This window comes from Saccharopolyspora sp. 7B (assembly GCF_020177435.1).
Taxonomy (GTDB): domain Bacteria; phylum Actinomycetota; class Actinomycetes; order Mycobacteriales; family Pseudonocardiaceae; genus Saccharopolyspora_C; species Saccharopolyspora_C gregorii.
In genome coordinates, this window is record NZ_JAIUKC010000002.1 from 125,639 (window position 1) to 146,810 (window position 21,172).

General features: G+C 71.1%; 16 protein-coding genes, 3 pseudogenes and 1 CRISPR repeat array. Of the genes and pseudogenes, 4 read left to right on the forward strand and 15 right to left on the reverse strand.

Annotated elements, in window-relative coordinates; translation table 11 throughout:
* Positions 1 to 159: 159 nt before the first annotated feature.
* The 3 genes and pseudogenes from LCD33_RS29250 to LCD33_RS00530 form a co-directional block, all read right to left on the reverse strand.
* Positions 160 to 351, reverse strand: a pseudogene (locus tag LCD33_RS29250) (universal stress protein); the annotation flags it as partial.
* 77 nt (positions 352 to 428) lie between these two features.
* Positions 429 to 2,915, reverse strand: a complete 2,487-nt coding sequence (locus LCD33_RS00525; protein WP_224977381.1) for a glycoside hydrolase family 65 protein — start codon at positions 2,913 to 2,915, stop codon at positions 429 to 431.
* Positions 2,916 to 2,931: 16 nt separating this feature from the next.
* Positions 2,932 to 3,771, reverse strand: a complete 840-nt coding sequence (locus LCD33_RS00530; RefSeq protein ID WP_224957366.1) for a universal stress protein — start codon at positions 3,769 to 3,771, stop codon at positions 2,932 to 2,934.
* A 253-nt stretch (positions 3,772 to 4,024) separates the two neighbouring features.
* On the opposite strand from LCD33_RS00530, the gene LCD33_RS00535 reads away from it, so the two are divergent.
* Positions 4,025 to 4,903 carry a universal stress protein gene (locus LCD33_RS00535; protein WP_224957368.1) on the forward strand — a complete coding sequence of 293 codons (879 nt, stop codon included), beginning with the start codon at positions 4,025 to 4,027 and terminating at the stop codon, positions 4,901 to 4,903.
* A gap of 104 nt (positions 4,904 to 5,007) precedes the next feature.
* Here LCD33_RS00535 and LCD33_RS00540 read toward each other — a convergent pair whose 3' ends face one another.
* Positions 5,008 to 6,012 carry a zinc-dependent alcohol dehydrogenase family protein gene (locus LCD33_RS00540; protein WP_224957376.1) on the reverse strand — a complete coding sequence of 335 codons (1,005 nt, stop codon included), beginning with the start codon at positions 6,010 to 6,012 and terminating at the stop codon, positions 5,008 to 5,010.
* Positions 6,013 to 6,280: 268 nt separating this feature from the next.
* Between LCD33_RS00540 and LCD33_RS00545 the strand changes: the two genes are divergently transcribed.
* On the forward strand, positions 6,281 to 7,030 hold the full coding sequence (locus LCD33_RS00545) for an HAD family phosphatase (protein WP_224957370.1): 750 nt from the start codon (positions 6,281 to 6,283) through the stop codon (positions 7,028 to 7,030).
* A gap of 154 nt (positions 7,031 to 7,184) precedes the next feature.
* On the forward strand, positions 7,185 to 7,505 hold the full coding sequence (locus tag LCD33_RS00550) for an FCD domain-containing protein (protein ID WP_224968518.1): 321 nt from the start codon (positions 7,185 to 7,187) through the stop codon (positions 7,503 to 7,505).
* Positions 7,506 to 7,638: 133 nt separating this feature from the next.
* On the opposite strand, the gene LCD33_RS00555 is transcribed toward LCD33_RS00550, so the two are convergent.
* From LCD33_RS00555 to LCD33_RS00575, 5 genes and pseudogenes are all read right to left on the reverse strand, one after another.
* On the reverse strand, positions 7,639 to 8,244 hold the full coding sequence (locus LCD33_RS00555; protein ID WP_224968520.1) for a hypothetical protein: 606 nt from the start codon (positions 8,242 to 8,244) through the stop codon (positions 7,639 to 7,641).
* Positions 8,245 to 8,353: 109 nt separating this feature from the next.
* A pseudogene (locus tag LCD33_RS29255) lies at positions 8,354 to 9,100 on the reverse strand (alpha/beta hydrolase); the annotation flags it as partial.
* A gap of 32 nt (positions 9,101 to 9,132) precedes the next feature.
* Positions 9,133 to 9,981 (reverse strand): LLM class flavin-dependent oxidoreductase, encoded by an 849-nt coding sequence (locus LCD33_RS00565; RefSeq protein WP_224957374.1) that lies wholly within the window; start codon positions 9,979 to 9,981, stop codon positions 9,133 to 9,135.
* 35 nt (positions 9,982 to 10,016) lie between these two features.
* A pseudogene (locus LCD33_RS00570) lies at positions 10,017 to 11,171 on the reverse strand (epoxide hydrolase family protein).
* Positions 11,172 to 11,423: 252 nt separating this feature from the next.
* Positions 11,424 to 11,894, reverse strand: a complete 471-nt coding sequence (locus LCD33_RS00575) for an SRPBCC family protein (protein ID WP_224968514.1) — start codon at positions 11,892 to 11,894, stop codon at positions 11,424 to 11,426.
* Positions 11,895 to 11,933: 39 nt separating this feature from the next.
* Here LCD33_RS00575 and LCD33_RS00580 point away from each other — a divergent pair, with 39 nt between their 5' ends.
* Positions 11,934 to 12,416, forward strand: a complete 483-nt coding sequence (locus LCD33_RS00580; protein ID WP_224959892.1) for a MarR family winged helix-turn-helix transcriptional regulator — start codon at positions 11,934 to 11,936, stop codon at positions 12,414 to 12,416.
* Positions 12,417 to 13,363: 947 nt separating this feature from the next.
* Positions 13,364 to 14,137: direct repeats of the CRISPR family, unit length 36 nt; unit sequence GCCGCAATGAGGACCGGCTCGGAGAGCCGGTGACGG.
* Between the two features lie 260 nt (positions 14,138 to 14,397).
* Here the strand turns inward: LCD33_RS00580 and LCD33_RS00585 are convergent.
* From LCD33_RS00585 to LCD33_RS00610, 6 genes are read right to left on the reverse strand one after another with little or no spacing between them, the layout of a single operon-like run.
* Positions 14,398 to 14,880 carry a hypothetical protein gene (locus LCD33_RS00585; protein WP_224977382.1) on the reverse strand — a complete coding sequence of 161 codons (483 nt, stop codon included), beginning with the start codon at positions 14,878 to 14,880 and terminating at the stop codon, positions 14,398 to 14,400.
* An 11-nt stretch (positions 14,881 to 14,891) separates the two neighbouring features.
* Complete coding sequence (locus tag LCD33_RS00590) at positions 14,892 to 16,121, reverse strand: RAMP superfamily CRISPR-associated protein (RefSeq protein WP_224977383.1); 1,230 nt, start codon at positions 16,119 to 16,121, stop codon at positions 14,892 to 14,894.
* Positions 16,118 to 17,344 (reverse strand): type III-B CRISPR module-associated Cmr3 family protein, encoded by a 1,227-nt coding sequence (locus LCD33_RS00595; RefSeq protein WP_224977384.1) that lies wholly within the window; start codon positions 17,342 to 17,344, stop codon positions 16,118 to 16,120. Before LCD33_RS00595 ends, LCD33_RS00590 begins: the two co-directional genes overlap by 4 nt.
* Complete coding sequence (locus LCD33_RS00600) at positions 17,341 to 17,886, reverse strand: RAMP superfamily CRISPR-associated protein (RefSeq protein ID WP_224977385.1); 546 nt, start codon at positions 17,884 to 17,886, stop codon at positions 17,341 to 17,343. Before LCD33_RS00600 ends, LCD33_RS00595 begins: the two co-directional genes overlap by 4 nt.
* Positions 17,873 to 19,264 carry a hypothetical protein gene (locus tag LCD33_RS00605; protein WP_224977386.1) on the reverse strand — a complete coding sequence of 464 codons (1,392 nt, stop codon included), beginning with the start codon at positions 19,262 to 19,264 and terminating at the stop codon, positions 17,873 to 17,875. The genes LCD33_RS00600 and LCD33_RS00605 overlap by 14 nt, the downstream gene beginning before the upstream one ends.
* Positions 19,261 to 21,165 (reverse strand): TIGR03986 family CRISPR-associated RAMP protein, encoded by a 1,905-nt coding sequence (locus LCD33_RS00610; protein WP_224977387.1) that lies wholly within the window; start codon positions 21,163 to 21,165, stop codon positions 19,261 to 19,263. The genes LCD33_RS00605 and LCD33_RS00610 overlap by 4 nt, the downstream gene beginning before the upstream one ends.
* Between the last annotated feature and the right edge of the window lie 7 nt (positions 21,166 to 21,172).

The window sequence follows — 21,172 nt, forward strand, 5'->3', positions numbered from 1 at the left end:
CCCGCCCCCCCGCCCGCCCCCGCCCCCCCCGGCCCCCCCCCCGCGGGGGGGGGGCGCCGCCCCCCCCCCCCCCCCCCCCCGCGGCGCCGCGGCCCCGCCCCCCCCCCCCCCCCCCCCCCCCCCGGCCGGCGCACGTCCGCGCGCGACCCGCTCGGCGGTGTCGAGCACGTCGCGCGCTCGGCGGCGGGCTCCTTCGTCGTCCCGCGGGGTGACCTCGTCCGGCAGCACCGCGAGCAGCCGCACCGGAAGCCCCCGCAGCTCGGCTTCCCGGGCGGCCCACTCCACCGCGCCGAAGGCGGGGGCGGATCCGTCCACACCGACCACGATTCCTGCCTTCCGCTGTCCGGTCACGATCGCGCACCTCCCGGCATCGGCCCCGCAGCGAAGGTACGACCGAGCCGCGCGGGACGCGATGCGGCGGCGGTCGTTCAGCCCGCGGAGCGGTTCCGCCGATCCGCCGTGGCGGTGCCCGGTCCCGTCCTGTCGTGGCGGACCCGCACCCGAGCGGCCTCCCCCCGCTCCCAGCGGAACGTCGCGACGTCACCGGGGGCCAGCTCCACCTCGCAGTCCCCGCAGGCGCACCTGATCGAGCCGCCGGTGGGGCCGCCTCGGCCGACCCGCACCACCGCGGTGCGGCCGGTGACCGACAGGGACACCGGGTGCTCCCGGTAGCGCAGGTCGAGCTCCAGCTCGCCCAGCTCCGGTGGCCAGCACGGGTCGAGCCGCAGCGCCTCCTGTCTGGCCTCGACCCCGGCGAAGCAGCGCTGGAGCAGGTCGATGGTCCCGGCCATCGCGGCGAGGTGGACACCTTCGCGGGTGCTGCCGCCGCGGGTGTCGTGCACGTCGGCCTCCAGCACCCGGTGGAAGTGCTCCCACGCCCGCTGCCGGTCGGACCTGGCCAGCACCCAGGCGTGCACCACGGAGCTGAGGGTCGAGCCGTGACTGGTGCGCCGCAGGTAGTGCTCGATCGTCTCCGGGATCCGGTGGGCCGGGAACGGATAGCCCAGTCCCGCGAGGACGTCGCGCAGCTCTTCCGCGGACAGCAGGTAGAACAGCATGAGCACATCGGCCTGCTTGGAGGCCTGGTAGCGGTTCGGGTCGTCGCCCTCGGCCTCCAGGATGCGGTCCAGGCGCCGGATGTCGCCGTAGCGCCGCCGGTAGCCGTGCCAGTCGAGCTCGGCCAGCTCGTGGTAGCCCTCGAACTGGCTCGGGATGCCGTCGTGGAAGGGCACGAACAGCTTGCGGGACAACCGCTTCCAACGAGCGATCTCGGCTTCGCGCAGTCCCAGCTCGGCCATGAGCTCCCGTCGGCGCTCCGGCGCGAGAACGGTGAGCACCCGGGCGGCCGTCCGGCACAGCCACGCGAGCATGACGTTGGTGTAGGCGTTGTTGTCGATCCCGGCGGTGGCGGCGCCCGGGTAGGCGGTGTGGTATTCGTCCGGGCCGACCACTCCTTCGACGACGTAGTGGTCCCGGCTCGGGTCGTAGCGGGCGAGGCCGGCGGCGAACCGGGTGATGTCCAGGATCAGCTCCGCGCCGAAGTCGCGGAGGAACGCCGTGTCCGCGGTCGACTGGTAGTAGTGCCACGTGTTGTACGCGATCGCGATGCCGATGTGCCGCTGCAAGTGGGTGTCGTCGGTCAGCCACCGCCGCGATCGCGGGTTGAGGTGCAGGCGTTGGCTCTCCTCCCGGCCATTGCTGCCGCTCTGCCACGGGAACATCGCGCCGACCCGCCCGGTGCGGCGTGCGGCGCTGCGCGCCTGGTGCAGCCGCCGGTACCGGTACAGCAGCAACGCGCGAGCCTCGTCGGCGGCGCGCAACGCCAGAACCGGCAGCACGAACAGCTCGTCCCAGAACACGTGGCCCCGGTACGCCTCGCCGTGCAGACCCCGAGCGGGGACGCCCACGTCCAGGTCGGCGCTGTTCGGCGAGATCGTCTGGAGGAGGTGGAACAGGTGCAGGCGTACCGCGCGGCGGATGTCCCCGGCGCCGCGGATCCCGCAGCGGAAGGCCCGCCACGACTTGAGCCAGGCCGCACGGTGCGTCTCCAGCAGCGATTCGAACCCGCCGGCCTCGGCGACCAGCTCCGCGGACTCCGCCGCCGGCTCCGAGATCGCACGGTCGCGCGAGGTGTGCAGCGCCACGACCTTCTCGATCACGACGCGCTCGCCGGGCCGCGCGGCCACCACGAGCTCGTGCGCGATGCGGTCGGCTTCCACCACGGTCGTTCGCGGAGGGCTCGGCTCCCGGCGGTCGGTCCTGACGCGGGTGCGTGCCGCTTCGGCGACTTCGATGCGCGACCAGGCGGTGCGAGCCCGCAGGCCGAGGGTTTCGGGCGAGTGCTCGTGCACCTCGAATCCGGTGAGGTGAGCACCCTCCAGCGCTTCGTACCGGGCGACTCCGGTGTTGCGCACCCGGCCGTCGAGGCCGCTGCGGAAGGTGATGGTGCTGCTGTGGTCCTCGGGAACGAGCGTGGTCTCCAGCGCCGCCAGGTGCGGGAGACCCATGTGGACGATGCGGCGCTGCGTCAAGGTCGTGGTGCGCCCGGCCCGGTCGCGGAACCGGCACCGCCTGCTCAGCAGCCCCCGTTCGAGGTCCAGTTCGATCTCGTGCTCCAGCAGCGTGCACCGGCTCAGGTCGAACCAGTCGCCGTCGTCGAAGCGGAACGTCAGCGGCAACCAGTTCGGCAGGTTCACCATCGACTCCGTGGTGATCTCCTGCCCGGCGACCTCGGCGGTCCGGCGGTCGTAGCACCCCGCCGCGTACGTGCCCGGGTAGTGCACCCCGTCGTCCTCCGCCTCCGGAGCCGCCCCGCGGGTGGCGAAGTAGCCGTTGCCCAGCACGCACAGCGCCTCCCGCCGCCCCTCGTCGGCGGGGTCGAAGCCGCTGAACGTCCACGCGCGATCATCGGTCATCAGGCCCGGCCTCCGCTCAGCCGCTCCGGCCGGGGCGCGCACCTTCCAGCGGCACCACGGCGACCGGGCAGGCAGCCCGGTGCAGCACGCCGCGCGAGACCGATCCCAGCAGCGCCTCGGAGAACCCACCGGATCCGCGACGCCCCACGACCAGCAGGCGGGCACCGCTCGCGGCCTCGGTCAAGGCGGAGATCGGGTCCATCGAGCTGGTGAGGCGGCGCACGGTGACGTCGGGGTGGTCCGGGGCGAACCCGGCCACCGCTTCAGCGAGTGCGCGCTCCGCGCGCTCGACCAGTTCCTCGCGGTCCGGGTGCTCGAACGGGCCGGGGATGAACGCCGAATCCGGCGCCGCCTGCACCGCGACCACGTCGCAGCGCAGCGCTTCCGCCGTTTCGCAGGCGAATTCCAGGGCGCGGTCCCCGTGGACCGACCCGTCGACACCGGCCACGACGGTTTCCCGCCGCACCTGCTCGGCCGCCCCGCGCACCACCACCGCCGGGCACGTGGAGCGCGTCGCGACTTCCAGGGCCACCGAGCCGAGCACGGCGTCGTGCAGCGCCCGGTGTCCACGCGATCCGAGCACCAGCAGCGATGCGTGGCGCGCCACCTCCAGGAGCCGGGGAACGGCCCGGCCGGTCCGCGCCTCGACGCGCACTCGTCGAGGCGCGCCGTTGCGTTCACGGATCTGCGCGGCGAGGTCGGTCAGCCAGCCGGGACGGGTCCCGCCCGGATGCGGCCCGGTGCCGATGGTGAGCAACAGCAGCTCGTCGCCGCAGAGCGCCGCGTTCGCGCAGGCCCACTCGACCGCGCGCTCGGATTCGGGCGTGCCGTCCACCGCGATCGCGCACCCCGGCATCGCATCCCCCTTTCCTCGTTCCCAGGCTGGCAAAGGCACCTGCCCGGGGCATCTCGGCGTCCGGTCTCCTTCGGCGGTGGCGAGCGGGCGCGGGTGGAACCGCTCGGCGCGCCGCTCCGCGATCGCGGCGGGAGCGGGCGGCGGCCATCGCGGGACCCCGGCACCTGCGGCGGCGCGCAGGCATGGACGAAAGCCCGTTCCGGGCGCCCTTCGGCGGTGCGACCGTGAGGTGGTTCCTCGTGGAGGAGGTGGCATGAGCAGTGCCCGGCCCGGTCCGGTCGTCGCGGGGTTCAGCGGAACGCCCGGATCCCGGCAAGCGCTGCGGTGGGCGTGCCGCGAAGCCGCGGTGCGGCGGCGAGAACTGCACCTCGTGCGCGCGTTCTCCACGCCGCTGGAGGAGCTGACGCGGATCCACTTCCCCGCCGAGCCCGTCGACTTCGGACTGCTGCACGCGGACGTGGAGCACGAGGTGAGCGGGACGGTCGCGGAGTGCGCGCGGGACTGGCCGGAGTTGACCATCACGGGCGAGAGCCGGCTCGGGCACCCCGCGCTGGTGTTGCGGGAAGCCGCGGAGGACGGCGACCTGCTCGTGCTCGGACCCGCACAGCACGGGCGGCTGCACCACTGCCTGCTCGGATCCACGTCCGACGAGCTGCTGCGGGGCTCCGCGGTGCCCGTCGTCTTCGTCCGCGGGACGGAGTGGGTGGAACGCCACCGAGTCGTGGTCGGCGTCGACGGCTCCCGGATCAGCGCCCGGGCCGTGGGATTCGCCTTCGACCACGCGGCGCGGCACGGTGCCGAACTCGTCGCGGCTCTCGCCTGGGACGAGTTGCCGCGGGACGCGATCGCCCCGGCCAGGTGGAGCCTCGATTGGACCGACGTCACCCGCGGCTGCGAACGGCAGCTCGCCGAGTCCCTCGCCGGGTGGCAGGAGCAGTACCCCGACGTCCCGGTGCGGCACGAGGTCACGACGACGGAACTCCCGGCGGAGCTGCTGCTGCGCCACGCACGGGAAGCGGGGCTCGTGGTCGTGGGACGGCACGGCCGGTTCCTGATGCACGCGGCGATGGTGGGCTCCACCGGCCGTGCGGTCGCCCACCGGGCACCGTGCCCCGTCGCCGTCGTGCCCTGACGCACGCGGCCCGGTTCCGGTGCCGGCGGCTCGCCGGTTCGGACTCAGGTGCCCAGGGGCTCGCCGGTTCGGACTCAGGTGCCCAGGGGCTCGCCGGTTCGGACTCAGCCGCCTGGCAGCAGGACGGCGGCCCCGTGCACGCGATCGTCGGCCAGGTCCCGCAGCGCCGCGTCGGCCCGGTCCAGCCGGTACGGCGTGGTCGTCACCCGCAGGCGGTGCTGGTCGGCGAAGCGCAGGAAGTCCACCCCGTCGCCCCGGGTGTTCGCGGTGACGCTGCACAGCGCGCGTTCGTGGAACAGGTGCCGCTGGTAGTCGAGCTCCGGGATCGTCGTCAGGTGGATGCCGGCGATCGCCAGCGTCCCGCCGCGCCGCAAGGCGGCCAGCGCCACGGGAACCAGCTCGCCGACGGGGGCGAACAGCACCGCCGAGTCCAGCGGTTCCGGTGGTTCGTCCGCCAAGCCACCGGCGGTGGCCGCCCCCAAGTCGAGCGCGAGCGCCCGGGCGCGCGCGGACCGGGTGAGCACGTGCACGCGTGCGCCGCCGGCCACGGCGACTTGGGCGGTCAGGTGGGCACTCGCGCCGAACCCGTACAGGCCCAGCACTCCGCCCGCCGGGACCTGAGCTCGGCGCCACGCCCGGTAGCCGATCACCCCGGCGCACAGCAGCGGTGCCACCTCGGCGTCGGTGTACCCGGCAGGCAACCGGTAGGCGTAGGCGGCGGGCACCGTGGTGAACTCGGCATAGCCCCCGTCGGCGTCCCAGCCGGTGAAGCGCGAGCGGGGGCAGAGGTTCTCCCTTCCCCGCAAGCAGAACCCGCATCGCCCGCACGTGCCCCGCAACCACGGGATGCCGACCCGTTCGCCCAAGTCGAAACCGGTGGCGGCCGGGTCGCAGGCCACTACTTCTCCGACGACTTCGTGGCCCGGCACGACGGGCCGGCGGTGGGCGGGCAGGTCGCCCTCGGCGAGGTGCAGGTCGGTGCGGCACACCCCGCAGGCCAGCACCCGCACCAGCAGCTCGCCGGAGTCCCGGGACGGGACGGGGCGCAGCACCCAGCGCAACGGCTGCTCCGCGAGCGGGCCGGGCTCGCGCACGATCCACGCGTTCATGGTGTCGGCGATGGATGCCATCCCGTCCTCCCGGGGCGGCCCGCCGTCCCCGTCCGGGCCGCCGGCCTCGACCGATGTCCTGCGGGTACCAACCTGGCACGCGCCGAACCGCTGGTACCAGAGAACATCGGCCCGCTCCCCGCGGCGGATTCCGATCGGCGGGAGCGTCGTTTCCCGGAACGCGGGCGGCGGGCATCCCGGAGCGGCAGTCGATGCGGCGGCCGGGTGCCGGCGGCGATCGACCCGACGCGACGGGGGAGCGGTGGTAGTGGTCCGCATCGATCCGCACGAGCACGGCGCGGCGTTGTTCGACCTCGACGGGGTGCTGACCGACACGGCCTCGGTGCACCGCGCGGCGTGGAAGCGGCTGTTCGACCAGTACCTGGCGGGTCGAGCGGAGCGTCCCGGCCCGTTCACCGAGGAGGACTACCTGCGCCACGTCGACGGCAGACCTCGGGACGACGGTGTGCGCGCATTCCTGGGATCCAGGGGGATCGACCTCCCGGCCGGTTCCCCATCCGACCCTCCGGGGCACGAAACGCTGGTAGGGCTGGGAAAGCTCAAGGACCGGTACTTCCGCGACGCGGTCGGCGCCCACGGCGCGCGTGTGCTGGACGGTGCGGTGGAGCTGGTCACGTCGTTGCGCGCGCGGCGCGTGCGGACGGCGGTCGTGTCTGCCAGCCGCAACTGCGCGCTGGTGCTGGACGGTGCGGGCATCGCCGGGTTGTTCGACGTCTCGGTCGACGGCGTCGTGGCGGCGGAGCTGGGTCTGCGCGGCAAACCGGATCCGGCGACGTACCTGGAAGCCGCCCGCAGGCTCGGGTGCGCTCCCCGGCGATCAGCGGTCCTCGAGGACGCGGCGGTGGGTGTCCGAGCCGGTCGTGCCGGTGGGTTCGGCCTCGTCATCGGCGTGGCCACCGCCGCGGACCCCGGATCCCTGCGAGATTCCGGCGCGGACGTGGTGGTGCGTTCGCTGCGCGAGGTAGCGGTGGACGGCGCATCGCCTTGCGAGCGCTGAGGATGCCGCCGTCCTCACCGGACCAGGGCGCCCGGGCACGCGCGTGGTGCAGCACTCCGGTGCCACCGAGCCCACCAGGGGCCGCTGAAGCCGGCGTTGCCGCGATGGCCCCGTCGCCCGCCTCCCCGTCACCCGCGCCTGGGGTGAGGAGGCCCTGACCGCCCACCGGGCGTTCCACCGCGCCCTCTACGCCGCCTCGCACAACGACGTGCTGATCAAGATGCTCGACGACGTCTGGGACAAGTCCGACCGCTACCGGCGGATCGGGCTGGAACTCCCGCCCGGCGACGAACCCCGCACCCGCGACCACCGCGAACACCACGAGCTGTGCGACCTCATCGCCGCCGCCGATGCGCCTGGAGCGCGCGAGCTCGTGCGCGCGCACATCGAACGCAGCCTCACCGGCTCCGCCATCGACGCCCGCGAACACCGGGAACGCCGCGGCTTCCCGGAAGCGGGCTCCGAAGCCAGCTGACGCCGGCGCCGAATCCCGGTATCACGCACCTTTGTCGTTGCAGGTCAACGATCTCGGTGGCCTGATCGCGGCCGGATACGTGCGCATGTGGCCTTCGGGCCTGCTGGAATCAGGCTGGTGCCCGGCTGTCCGCTCACCGCGTGCTCCGGCCGAATTGCGTTGCCAGGAAGGCGGTCTGGTCGCGCACCGCGCGCTCGAACAGGTCGCCCACGTAGATGTCGAAGTGGTCGCCCTCGTAGCGGCCGACCTGCACGTGGTCCTGCCCGGCGGCGAGCCGGGTTTTGGTGTCGGCGGGTGCGGCCCGGTCGTCCTCGCACACGCACAGCAGGGTGGGCGCGGTGATCTTCGGCAGGTCCTTTCCCGGCCGGTACGGCGGTAGCCGCAGCGCTAACCGGGCCGCGACCCCGTTGGCGCTGTCGGCCCCGCCGCCGGGTCCTTTGAGGACGCCCCAGAGGGTGTCGCGGCCGACCCCGGCGTCAACAGGCCGGACGGGATCGCCACCGGTCTCGACGTTCTTCGACAGTCCCCTCCCCAGCGACGACATCTTGGTCACGGCCGCGGAGGTCCGGGGGGAGAGCCGGGTTCCCGGGGGCAGCAGCCGCGACGCTTCGGCGATCGCGCTCGGCGACACGAGGTAGGCGGGCATCCACCACACACCCACCACCGGAGCGAGCACCGGCTTCGCGCCGAACAAGGACCCCACGGTGTCGAGCACCCCGGCGGCGATGAGCCACAGCATGCTCAACGGTGAGCTGCGGAAACGTGAGAACAGCGAAGGCCGTCGGTGAACGGCACTGGGCCACCACAGCGGCCAGCTGGTGGTCCTCACTCGCGATCCGCAGCGCATGGCCTCCGCCGAACGAGGTTCCCCACACCGCGATCCGATCGGTGTCGACTCCTGGCAGCGACCGGCCGTAGGCCAGTGCGGCTCGCCGATCGTCGAGCTGATCGTTGATGTCGAGCAGCTGTCGAGGCGAGCCCTCGCTGGCCCCCAGGTACCGGTAGTCGAACACCAGCACCATCCAGTCCTGCTCGGCGAACCGCTCCGCGAACGTGTTCAGCCGCCACTCCCGCATGGCGCCGAGTCCGTGCGCCATGACCACCAGGGCGACAAGGACGAGTTGCTCGTGGCCGTCGCCGACCGCTATTTCCAAGCGCTGCTGCACGAGCACGCCTCGCTGGCGGACCGTCCGCTCGCCGAGCAGTTCCGCTGGTTGATCGAGAGGCTGCGGCCGGTCGAGCACCTGGTCGCCACGGTGCACAACCGGGTCGCCGTCTCGGAGTCGGTCCGCGAGTGGCACACCGGCTTCCACCGGCGCTTCGAGAACCTCTTCGAGCAGACAACTCGCCGACTCCCTGACCGCCGAACACCGCACCGCGGAATTCGCTGCCGCGACCTTCGTCCTCGAAAGCGCGATCACCCACAGCATCGACGAGGCCACCACGGAACAACTCTGCAAGATCACCGCCGATCGCCTGCACCGGGTGGCCGAGGCGGAGCGATCTAGGGAGTGACGCGGTAGAGGTCTGCTGCCTGCTGCTGGGAGTGGGAGCGGCATCGCGCGCGGTGGGCCGCGCTGGGCATTCGCTGCCATGCGGGTCGGAATGTCGGCTCCCTGCCGGCTGTTCAGGTGACGATGTCGGCGAGCCGGGTGATCTCGTCGGGATCGTCCGTGGCGGGAACGAAAATGATCTCGTCGACACCGAGGCCGGTGTAGACCGTGATGGTCTGCTCGATCGTCTCCCTGGTGGTGCAGAGCACCGCGTTGGTGGCGATCTCCTTCGGGGCCAGCCGGTAGAAGTCCTGGATGTTCGCCCGTCCGGCCTCGGTGTCGCCCAGTGCGAAGTAGGCGAGCACGACGAGTTTCGGGGCGCCCTGGCGGCCTGCCTCCTGCCAGGCCCGCTTCGCCGCCTCGAAGCGCGGCGCCGTCATGGCCGGCGGCAGCGAACCGCCGATGTAGCCCTCGCCCCAGCGCACCATGCGGTCCAGCGCGCGAGCGGTGTACCCGCCGAACAGCATGGGGACTTGCCGGGTTCCCGATGGCACGGCTGGGTTCGGTCCGTTGCCGACCGGGGCGCCGGCCCAGACCTCGCGGTAGGTCGCCAGGTCGGATTCCAACCGCGCGCCGCGACCGTGCAGCTCGTGCCCGGGCACGGTGAATTCGTCTTCGCGCGAGCCGACGCCGACGCCGAGCGTGAGACGGCCGCCGGAAACACCGTCGATGCCCGCGATCTCCTTGGCCAGCAAGGCCCCAGGCCACGTCGGGGCCAGCAGGACCGCGCTGAGCAGTCCGATCGTGGTGGTCGCCCCCGCCGCGGCCGCGAGCGCGACGGTGTCACTCACACCCGGGTACGCGTAGCGCCCGGTCGTGGCGAGGGTGGAGAACTCCGCTTCCTCAGCCCGCGCGGCCCAGCGCGGAATGGTCGATGCGGTGACATCACGCACCTGATTCGGAAGTCCGATGCCGATCTGCACAGCGATTCCTCTCTGCGGTTGGGGCGATCCGCCGGTCAGGGCGTGCCAGGAAGGGAGCGGAAGAATTCCCGGATGTCGGCGATGAGCACCTCCGGTGCTTGCAGGGCGGGGAAGTGCCCGCCCTGGTCGTGCTCCCGCCAGCGTGTGACCACATTGGACAGTCACGCCAGGTCCTGGATGGCGTTGTCCCCGGGGAAGTTCGCCACCGCCGTCGCAGCGCCCGATGGCGACGGCCTCCCCGCCAGCAGCTCGGCTCCGGCCTCGAAGTATAGGCGTGCCGCCGAGCCCGCGGTCCTGGTCAGCCAGAAGATGGTGACGTTGGTCAGGATCGCGTCCCGGTCGACGGGGGTCTGCTCGGTCTGCGCGGGGTCGTAGTCGACGAACCACTCCAGGTTCCAGGCCAGCTGCCCGACCGGCGAGTCGTTGAGCGCGTAGGCGATCGTCTGCGGGCGGGTGCTCATCTCGTGCATGTAGCCGGAGCGCCCGTACCACCACCGCTCGTGGTCGAGCGCCCGTTCGCGATCGGTTTCGCTGAGCAGTTCACGTTCGTCGGGGGACATGGGCCAGGCGGCGAAGGCCAACGCGTTGACGTGGACCCCGATCACCCGTTCACCGGCCACCCGACCCAGCTCGGGTGCGATGAGACTGCCGAAATCCCCGCCCTGGACCGCGTAGCGCTCATACCCCAGCTTGCTCATCAGCTCAGCCCAAGCGCGGGCGGTGTGGTGGACACCCCAGCCGCGCTCGTGGGTCGGGCCGGAGAAGGCGTACCCGGGCAGCGAGGGCGCGACTACGTGAAAGGCGTCGGCAGGGTCGCCGCCGTGTGCGCGGGGATCGGTCAGCGGTCCGAGGATCGCGTGGAAGTCGGCGACCGTGCTGGGCCACCCGTGGGTGATGATCAGGGGCGTCGCGTCCGGCTCGGGCGAGCGGACGTGCAGGAAGTGGATGTTCTGCCCGTCGAGCTCGACGGTGAACTGCCGGTGCGCGTTCAGCGCGGCCTCGTGCGCTCGCCAGTCGTAGCCCTCGCGCCAGTGATCGGCCAGATCCCTCAGCCACGCTTTGTTGACGCCGTAGGACCAACCGACGCCGGGCAGCTCATCGGGCCAGCGGGTGCGGTCCAGCCGCTCTGCCAGGTCCACGAGGTCTTCTTCAGGGATGTTGATCCGGAATGGGCGAGGTTCGGATGCCATTCGACTCTCCTGGGTTGTGAAGTCCGCACTGCGGCGGCAAGCCGCGGACGGTGGTGTTAGGCGCGCGGCGAAGGTGCGACCCTGCGCGTGGAGAATTCAGCGACATGCGAACAGCGGGGAGAACATGTCGAAGTGGTGAGATGCCGCGGCAATTCGAGTGCCGGGGTGGTCGTGCGGCGATGTGGCCGGCCGTCGGCCGCAGGTCTCGCTGCTGGTGCGTGAGTCGGGTGGGGTCGGCCCGGCTGGTGGGGTTCAGGCGCCGTTCTCGACCAGTGCCTTGAGTCGCGGCAGGGTCTTCTCGATGCCCTCGGCGTTCCAGCGGGGCCACGGTGTGCGCACGAGTAGTCCGCGGACCGGCGAGGTGGTGAGGTCGCAGGTCTCGGTCACCCGCGTGTCGCCGTCGACCTCGTCGAGTTCGTAGCGCCAGCGGTGCTTGCCGGGGTGGCACCACGCGATGCGCCGATCCGCCTCGAACTCTACGACCGTGTTGACGATCCGGTAGTGCACGCCGAACAGCTTCATGGCTGTCTTGAACGTGTCGCCCAGGTTCAGCCGGACCGGGCCCGAGACCGTGTTCTTCACGGTGCCCGAACCGTCGAAATCGGCGTGGCGGTGCGGATTGGCGAGTGCGGAGAACACCGCCGAGGGTGGTGCGGCGATGATGATGTCGCGGGAGATCAGAAGTGGGCGGGGTGCGGAGGGCATTCGGTTCTCCTGGTTCACCTGTTGCGGGCCGAGGCGCTCACATGACAACATATTGTCATGTCCGACAAGCTAGCGAGACGACAACATGTTGTCAAGAGTGGTGATCAAGCATGCGATGCCTACGCCGCACTGGTCGACCAGGTCGGCAGGCTCGCCGACGTCGTCGAGGCGGTCGGCAACGGCATCGCCCGGCCCACCGGTCAGAGCTTGGCGCGTTGGCAGGTCCTGGCTGAGGTCGAGCACGAAGCCGCCCCGGTGGGGGCCATCGCCTGCCGGCTCGGCCACACGCGCCAGGGCGTGCAGCGCGTCGCGGACCTGCTCGTCGAGGACGGCCTCGCTTGCTATCGGCCCAACCCCGCGCACCAGCGGGCCAAGCTGCTCGAAGTCACCCCGACCGGCCGCGCCGCCCTGCACAGGATGCAGGCGGCCTACACCCATCTGGCCCTGCGCACCACCGAAGGCCTCGATCCGGAACGGCTCGACCTCGCACGCGAGACCCTCGGCGAACTACAGCGCCGCCTCGAATCCGAGCTGCCCTGACCTGTCAGCGCCGCGGGCGCGCATGCCGGAGACCGGCGGTTGCGCCGCGTGTACTTCTCAGCCGCCGAATACCACCCCGATGTCCGCCGCCGCGTAGTTGGCGGCGTAGGAGCTCTGCGGGCGGGGCCGGGTGTGGTGCTCCTGGAGCTCGTCGAACATGTCCTCCACCCGAACGGTCAGATAGCGGCCCGTGCTCTCGACGCTGGCCTCCCGCAGGACGGCCTGGACGTCGGGAAGGGCATCTCCGGGGCGTCGGCCATCCGGGTCGACGCCGTGTGCCGCACGTCGTGCAGAGGTTCGTGCCCAGATTTTCGTTGGCCCGCTGGAGAATTCGCCGCATCGCCCGATACGACACCGGCCGCGCCTCGTCCGCCACAACGGCTCGTCAGGGCCGGGTATCCCATCCGCCGTCCAGGTAGCGCGGCAGGTACCGGATCGCCTCCGGTGATACGGGGACTCTTGAGGCAGCGGGTGCCCGTGGGTGCCACGTACACCCGAGCCCCGGCCCAGTCCACGTCGCCGATGGTCACGCCCAGCAGCTCACTGGCCCTGACTCCACTGGACGCACAGCACGACAACAGCGCCCGGTCCCGGTCGCAGGTCATCGCCGGATCGCAGTGCGCGGTCCCAGTCGCGCAGGTATCCGGACCACGTCGGGGACAGTTCCCCGGTGAGCCGATCAAGATCGAGAATGGGCATCGGAAACCTCCGAAGTCAAGTGGTCCAGCAGTTGTGCCACTGATGAAAGTCGGCTGGGGTGTGCTCGGCTTTCGGGGTGTGTACCTGTGGCCGGTCACCGGCCGGGATCGAAGAAGAGCAGCGCGGGCGAGGCTAAAGCCAATCATCCTGATCGGCCGACCAATGATCAATCCGCCCGTGCTGTGAGCCGGTGCTGAGGCCCGGGGTGCCGCCGGGCCGAACCTGCTCATCGTCGGTGGCTTCCCTCCGACGCAATGAGGACCGCTCGGAGAACCGGTGACGGCCCGGCCACGACGGCATCGTGTTCCTCACCGACGGGCCGCAATGAGGACCGGCTCGAAGAGCCGGTGACGGGCTGGGCGGGCGCAGGGTGGTCATCTACAACGCCGCGTTCGCCGCAATGAGGACCGGCTCGGGGAGCCGGTGACGGGGTCCGATCCGAACATGCGCTGGAGCCCGATCACGGGCCGCAATGAGGACCGGCTCGGAGAGCCGGTGACGGACCGAAGACGGCCGCGCCATGCGCGCGAACTACCGCGCGCCGCAATGAGGACCGGCTCGGAGAGCCGGTGACGGCGAGATGCTGAACGACGCGACCGACCGGCTCGCGGAGCCGCAATGAGGACCGGCTCGGAGAGCCGGTGACGGCCGGCACCGGCGCCGAGCAGCCCCGGCGACATCGCCGCGGCCGCAATGAGGACCGGCTCGGAGAGCCGGTGACGGCAGCACCGGTTCCGGTTCCGAGGATCCCTCGGTACCGGCCGCAATGAGGACCGGCTCGGAGAGCCGGTGACGGCGCCGCCGGATCATCAAGCAGGCCATCGGCGCTCGCCGCGCCGCAATGAGGACCGGCTCGGAGAGCCGGTGACGGCTGGTCACCCATACGACTACTCAGCATCCCAACCTCCTGGCCGCAATGAGGACCGGCTCGGAGAGCCGGTGACGGCTGTGCTTCCGCGCTCGCGTCGTAGAGCAACCGGTCGGTGCCGCAATGAGGACCGGCTCGGAGAGCCGGTGACGGGTACCCGGATTTTCGGGCGCGGTGACCTGGGTTTTCAAAGATCGTTGCGAGCGGTGCCGCGTGGAGATCGTCGGGAAAGCGTGTGCTGCATCGTATCGGATCAGTGAGTGCTCCTGACCTGCGGGAACGGGATGCGAGCGGCTACGCCTGGGGAGGGATGAGCCAAGCCGCTCGCGTGGTGTGGAGCGGGATTTCCCTGGTGCAGGTGAGGAGCACGGGGTGGATGCTTCGCGGTGAGCTTGAGCGTTCACCCGCCGTGCGTCACCGGTGGAGTGGGCTGGGCCCGTGAGCCGTGCGGCTGTCGGTGGTGGCGGTGTCGCCGATGAACACAGCGGTGGTGCGGCGTTGGGGGACGAGTTGGAGCATGTCGGTGCGGCCGCGGACGCCGGGGGTTCCGCGGTATTGGCGGACTTCTCGGTCGTGTTCTCCCCAGTTCCGGAATTCGGTGATGTCGGGCCGGGTGTGGAGCGGCGATGAATTCGGCCACAGTGGACTGTCGACGTCATCGTGTTCGGTGAGTTGTGCGGCCCACCATCGTCCGTGGTCGATGCGCACCCGGATCCACCGCCGCTTCGCCCATGCCCACAGGTGGGTGGTGGCGGGTGGTTCGGTGGGGAAGCGTTCTTGGTGGAAGCCGTGGTGGTCGGACCATGAGGTGGTCCAGGTCCCGGCTTGGGCGTGCAGCTGGTGCCAGTCTTCGCGTGCGCGCGGTCCGGAGCCGTGCAGGAACCAGGTGTCGGTCATGGGCTGCTCCTTCACAGCGCGGTGGCGAGGTCGGTCAGCGGTAGGTCGGTGCGGAGTCCGGTGCGTGCGGCGACGGTGCCGTAGCCGGCGGTGGTGCGGGCGCCGATTCCGGTGTAGCCGTCGTGCAGGTCGGCCAGTACCGCGTGCAGGAGGCGTTCGTCGGCTTCGTCGATGGCGTCGAGCGCGCGCACGTGCAGGGTGAAGGTGCCGCTGGCGACGACTTCGTGGGTGTAGAGGGCGGTGTCGCGGGCGCCGCCGGTGAACCGGTCGATGGCGACGTGGTTGCGATGGGCGATCACGGGCTCCCGGATCACCGCGTCGTCGACGGCGATTCGGCCGCGGCGCCCGCCTGCCGCGTTCGCGTGGCCGAACAGCGTGCAGGGACGGCACTCTCCGCAGCTCTGGTCGGTGCAGGCTCCGGCGCCGACGACGCGGCAGATGTATTCGGCGCGGGAGCGCAGGACGCCTTTCAGCGTGGAGCCGGGAATCGCGTAGTCGCCGTCGGTGCGGAGCCGGAAGGTGGGTAGCAGGTTGTCCTGCGCGTCTCCCGTCCCGCAGTGCACGGCGTCCACGATGGACAGTTCGGCGCGCAGGGCGATCTCCGGTTCCGGGGTGTCGACCGGCTTGGTCGGTTCGGGGTAGGACTGGATGTCGGTGTCGCGGATCCAGCTGAGCAGCCCGGGGCCGGTGCTGAGGTCGTATTCCGCCTCTCCCCACCCGATCAGCGAGCAGCGTCCGGCGCCTCGGGTGACGCCGCGGCCGAGCATCGGGTGCCAGCCGGTCAACGCGGCGAGGAATCGGTCGCGCAGTGGTGCGTCCGGGTCGTCCCAGCGCAGGAAGACGTCGAACTCGGTGCCTGCTGGTAGCAGTTCGACTTCGTAGTAGTGGTGCGTTCGAGCGGCGCCGCGTTCCCGGTCGATCGCACTGCGGCGGTGCGTCACGCTCTCGCCCGCGGGCCGCAGTGCCGTGCCGAGCACCTGGATCGCCGAGGGGATGGCGTCCGCGCGACGGTCGCTGGAACGCGTCGGCGGCTTGTTGCCGAACAGTGCGTCCAGTGCACCGTCGTGGCGGGCGCAGTGGGCTCGGAGGCTTCCGGCGACGGTCGTGCCGGGCAGGTGGATCTTCCCGTCGGGGGCCCGGCGCAGGGGAGAGGCGTACCCGTCGCCGGTGCGGGTTTCGGTCGCGGTGACGCCGCCTGCGGTGTCGAACCGCATCCGGGCGGTGATGAGCGTGACCTTCATCGGTGCGCCTCCTGCTGGGCGCAGTTCTCCAGCACGTCGTGGAAGAGCTGCGGTGAGACGATGTCGAGCAGCGTCCGCAACGCGTTCCCGAAGGGATCGCCGACGTTGATCCGGTCGCGGAATGCGGAGTCGTCGACCGGTTCCTGCTGCATCCGCTGCGCGCGGTGTCGCAGTGCCGTCAGGTGTTCGCGCAGTTCTGGGTCGCGCAACGCCGCGGTCTTCTCGCGCAGGCCGTGCAGGGTGGTGCGGTGGGGGTCGAAGGTGTAGAGCGCGCCGAAACCTTCGCGCCGCCGCAGCCCGATGCCGCGGGCCAGCAGTGTGCGGCGTGCCTGTTCGCTGGCCGGTTCCGCGCAGGTGACGTGGTACGTCGAGCCTGCTTGCACGGCGCGCTCCACCGGTTTCGGCAGTCCGCTGGCGATGTGCCAGCCTTCGACCTGGCACCAGCGGGTTCGGCTCGTGATGCCCTGCACCTCGACGCCGAGCGCTTCGGACAGTTCCCGGCGATCCGGCTTGGCGCTGGGGAAACCGAAGTCGTCCACGAACACCCCTGGCCCGAGCAGCCGCAGGACGACCTCGTTTCCGTGCTGCTCCACGGGTTCGGGAACGCAGGAGTGGTCGACCTCGAGCAGTGCGCTGCCCTGGGTTTTCGTGCGGCCGCCGAGCAAGAGCGTGTCGACGGGTTCGTCTCCGATGTGCAGCGCGCGCAATGCGGGCCCGTGCATCCAGCCGGCGAACCGGGCGCCGCTGGCTACGCTGTTCTGGGTGAAGAGGTGGCCTTCGCGGGCGACGCCTTGCGGGGTGAGGGCGGCACGGGTGCGGATGCTGCGGCCGACCGAACCCGCGGCCGTGCCCTTGCTGCGCTCCAACGGCTTGTCGCAGTCCTCGCACTCGTCGGGGACCTTCTCGGTCGCCTCGTCCCACATTTCCTTGGTGCACCGGCCGGGCTCGGGCCGGTACTTGTGCAGGTGCACGCTCAGCGGGACGGGCACGCTCAGCTCGGAGTGCAACGGGCCGAACGCGCCGTCGCCTTCGAAGACGTCGAGGAATTCCGGTGTGGTCGTCACCGGCACGCCGTGCTCGGCGACCCAGCGGGCGGCGAGCGCACCGCGCAGCACCGTGCCGGGAATGTGGTCGTAGGTGTCCTGCACGAAGTCGGTGCGGAGCCGCTTGCCCGCGGCGACCGGTTCGGTGAGGGTGACGGTGATCCGGGCGGTGTCGGTCATGTCCTCAGCTCCAGGAACGTGCGCACGAGCGCCTCGTCCGGTTCGTGCGTGCAGCGGATGCCGACCCAGCCCAGTCCGCGGCGCCGCCACGCCCCGAGCGACCGGGTCGCTTGCGCGGCGATGGTGAGCACCGCCAGGTGCAGGTCGCGGCGTTCGGGCGCGACGTGGCGGAAGCGGCGGATGTGGAACTCGGCCTGTTCGGCGCCGGTCTGTTCGGCGAACACGAGCATGTCCTGCTGCGCCGACCCGGTCTCGGCGTCGATGCGGACGCGCGCGGCGGGTGTCGAGTCCTGCCAGCCGTGGAGGGGACGTGCCGGGCTCCACCGCCACGGGCACGGGATCGCGTCCGAGCCGAACACCTCGTCGAGCACCGGGTTCTGCTCGCCGAGCAGGGTGGTGGCGGTGGCCCGCATGACCCCGGCGAGGCTGGTCGCGGGCAGCCGGTCGGTGTCGTCGATGGTGTCGTGCGCGCCGCGGCCGCCTTCGCCGCGGGCGACGCGGAACGGCGAGTGGAACGTGATCGTGAAATCAAGCCGGTTCATGCCACCACCAGCGGACGGTGCCGAGCGCGTCGGCGAGGCGGATCGGGCCGTGGAACGGTGCGAGTACTTCGGTGCAGCCGACGCGGGCAGCGTGCGCCGTCAGTTCCGCGGATCCCTCGCCGTGGGCCCGGAGCAGGTCGAACAGTCGATGCCGAGCCGATTTGGGCAGTGCGGCCAGCTCCCGCAACGGCTCCAGGTGCGCGTTGAACTCCGCGCGCGTCAGCGCGGAACGGGTGCTGGTCCCGACACCGTCTCGGGTGGTGTCCTGCCAAGCCAGCGAGGCGGCTTCCCCGCGGGTGTGCACTTTCGCCCGGCGCAGCAGGGTTCCCGCGAGTTCGTTGAGCTGGAACAGCGGAAGCTGGTAGTGGTGGAAGACGACCCCGGCCGACAGGGTGGGCAACCAGTCGGCACCTTCGCTGCCGGTTGCCGTGCCGATGCGCCGGGTGAACTCGTCGAGCAACGTGTCCACGAACCGCCACGCCCGGCTCGCCGGGATGCTCACCAGCACGTCGTCACCGCCGACCAGATGCGGCACGATCGGCAGCAGCGCGTCGCCGTCGCGGCGGATCTCGTGGACGGCGGTGACCAGCGCGTTCCAGGTGGCGTCGTCGATGACCCGCGCGAAGTCGAGGGTCATGCCGTTCTGCTGGACGCTCTTGATGAACTGGCCGATGGCGTTGCCGTCCGCGTACACCAGCGCCAGGTGCGTCTCGCCGGAGCCGTCCAGCTCGGCGAGGACGTCGAAGGTGTCGGGCACGCCGACCGTTCCGGGGCCGGTGGGCTTTCCGCCTTCCCCGTCTTGCAGCCGTTCGAGCAGCCGAGCTTCCGGGAACGGCATCAGCTCGCGCCGCTCGGCTCGTCCGGCAGCCTCGTCGCGGGCGGCGCATTCCACGCAGAGCGGTTTGCGCCGTTCTCCGTCGTTCTTGTCGGCATCGGAGGTCTCGACGGTGTCCGGCGAGGCGGGCCAGGTGTCGCACCACCCGCAGGGACGCCCGGCCGGCCAGTCCGCTGCTGCCGCAGGCCATTCTTCGGGGTCGCCGGTGCCATTCGTCCGGGCCAGGGAGTACGTCTCGCCGTGGAACCAGTTCACTGCGAGCGATGCCCCCGGCATGTGCTTGCGGAGGTGGCCGATGACGCGCCGTTCGACGTCGGCCTGCCGGGAGCCGTCGTGCAACCGCAGCGCCACCACTCCGTCGATCCGCCCGGCTTCCTCGTTGATCTCGACTGCCGGCGCGAGATCAGCCAGCAGGGACCGGATGACGTCGGGGTCGGTGGCCTGGCTGATCAACGTGGAGCCACCGCGGCGACCGCGCAGTCTGGGGGTGCGGGCCAGCCAAGACTGGATCTGCACGACCCCGATGTCGAGGTAGTCGTTCACTGGGACCCCTCGGGCTTGGACCTGATCGGCATCGACTGCTCGTCGTCCTCCACTGAGGGAAACGGCCTGAACGGATAGCTTTCGCTCGAGGTCGCGGCGCCGGAGGTCCATTTCCAGAACTCGAAGCCTTCGTCGAACTTGTCGGTCCCCTTCACAGTCCAGCGTTCTCCAGGCGGATACCAGACGCGGTGGTTCTGCACCGAGTCGGGGTGGAGCACCTTCGCCACGGCCTTGCAGTGCCGGTCGCTCAGAGTTTCGCGAAAGTCCTTGAGCAGCACGGGCATCTCGGTGACGAGGTCCCGGTCGGGGAGGGGAAGCCCGTACCTGGCACCGGAGTGGTGGAACTCTGATCGCTGCAGGTCGACCGCGAACCGGCAGCTGCCGAGACCGAGCGGTTTGCCACCACCAAGGTGCGTGCGGAGTTCCGGTTCGCTCAACATGTCCGCGGGACTCAGCGCGGCCAGCAGGGAGCCGAGCTGCTGTTCGTCGATGTCGGTGAAGGTGAGCGTGGCGCGCAGCTTCGTGTTCTTCGGGAACAGCTCGGCGGGGGTGGTGAGATCTGTCTGGTTCGGTTGATCCTTGCGCTGGTGCTTGCGGGCTTCTTCCCGCTTGTTGAGCTCCGGGGTGTGCCAGTAGTGCTTGCGGCCGCGCAACTCTCGTGGCGTCGGCTTGTCCGCGCGTGATCCCCATTCTCGAAGGGCCGGCTCCGCCGAGGTCCCGACGAGTTCGGGGCTGGTGTTGGTCAGGTAGGCCTGTCCCGCGCCGGGATGAGGTGCTCCCATCGGTGGCAGCACGATGCCCTTCGGGTCGACCCGGCGGAGCGCCACCGCATCACCGAAGCGCACGTGTCCGCGGTAAGCACGCTGCGCGGCCCGCTCGGTCGGGGCAGCCTCGTCCGGGTCGATGCTTCCGAACAATCGGCAGCTCGGGCACAGCTCCTCCCAATCGGTGCAGGGCGTGAAGCCGCGGACCCGTTCACCGGAGGTGGACTCGCCCGAGTGCCGCCACAGCATCGCCAGGCTGAGCCTGGTGACGGTCCCGAAGGCGTCCACGTCGACCCACACGGCTTGGCCCTGGCGAAGGTCGGGCGTGGCGAGGTCGCGTTCGCCGACCAGCACCTGCCTGGCGTCCTGGCGGTGGGGTGTGAACTCGAAGTGAACCTGTTCGGTCGTGTGCCCCTCGGTCTGCTCGCGGCGCGAGGTGCGGCGATCGTCGGTGTCCTCGACCACGCGCAGGAACTCGCTCCACACGTCGTCCGGGACCTCCACAGGGGCTTCGCTCCCCAGCTTGCGCACGTGCGCGCGGTACGGATCGGTCTGCTTCCGTGCGTCGGCGGCACTGATGAAGACCACCCAGTGGCCCTCAGGGTTAACGTCGACCTGGTCGGGGCGGCCGCCTTTGCCCTTCCATCCGGCGATGTTCAACCGGTCTCCGGATCGGAGTCCGTGCTGGGCGAGATCGGAGAGGATGTGCTGGTCCAGCCGGTGTCTCCGCATGTCACCCGGTTCGCACAGCCGGACCGTCGGCGGTCTTCCCTCGCTCGGTGGGCGTTCGACCACCGCCATCCGCAGCGTGTCCGACACCTGAGCCGGGTCCCGATAGCTGGGCAAGTAGTCCGCGTCGAAGATCCGCAGACAGCTGCCGGTCAACGTTTCGTGCATCGACCGGACGGCGCCTTTCAGCGACGAGCCGGGTACGAACGCGGTCCCGTCGGGGCGTCGCGGAATCCGGTTCTCCTCGCCGAATCCCCTGATCAGCAACGGGGTGAGAACCTCGATGTCGAGGGAAAGCGTGCCGCTGAGCAGTCGCGGATCGCCGGAATGCCCGTGCGGGCGGCGCCGGTCGGGGGCGGAATCGGGAAGCGGTATGAATGTGTAGGGGTTGACGAACGACTCGGTCAAGCATTCC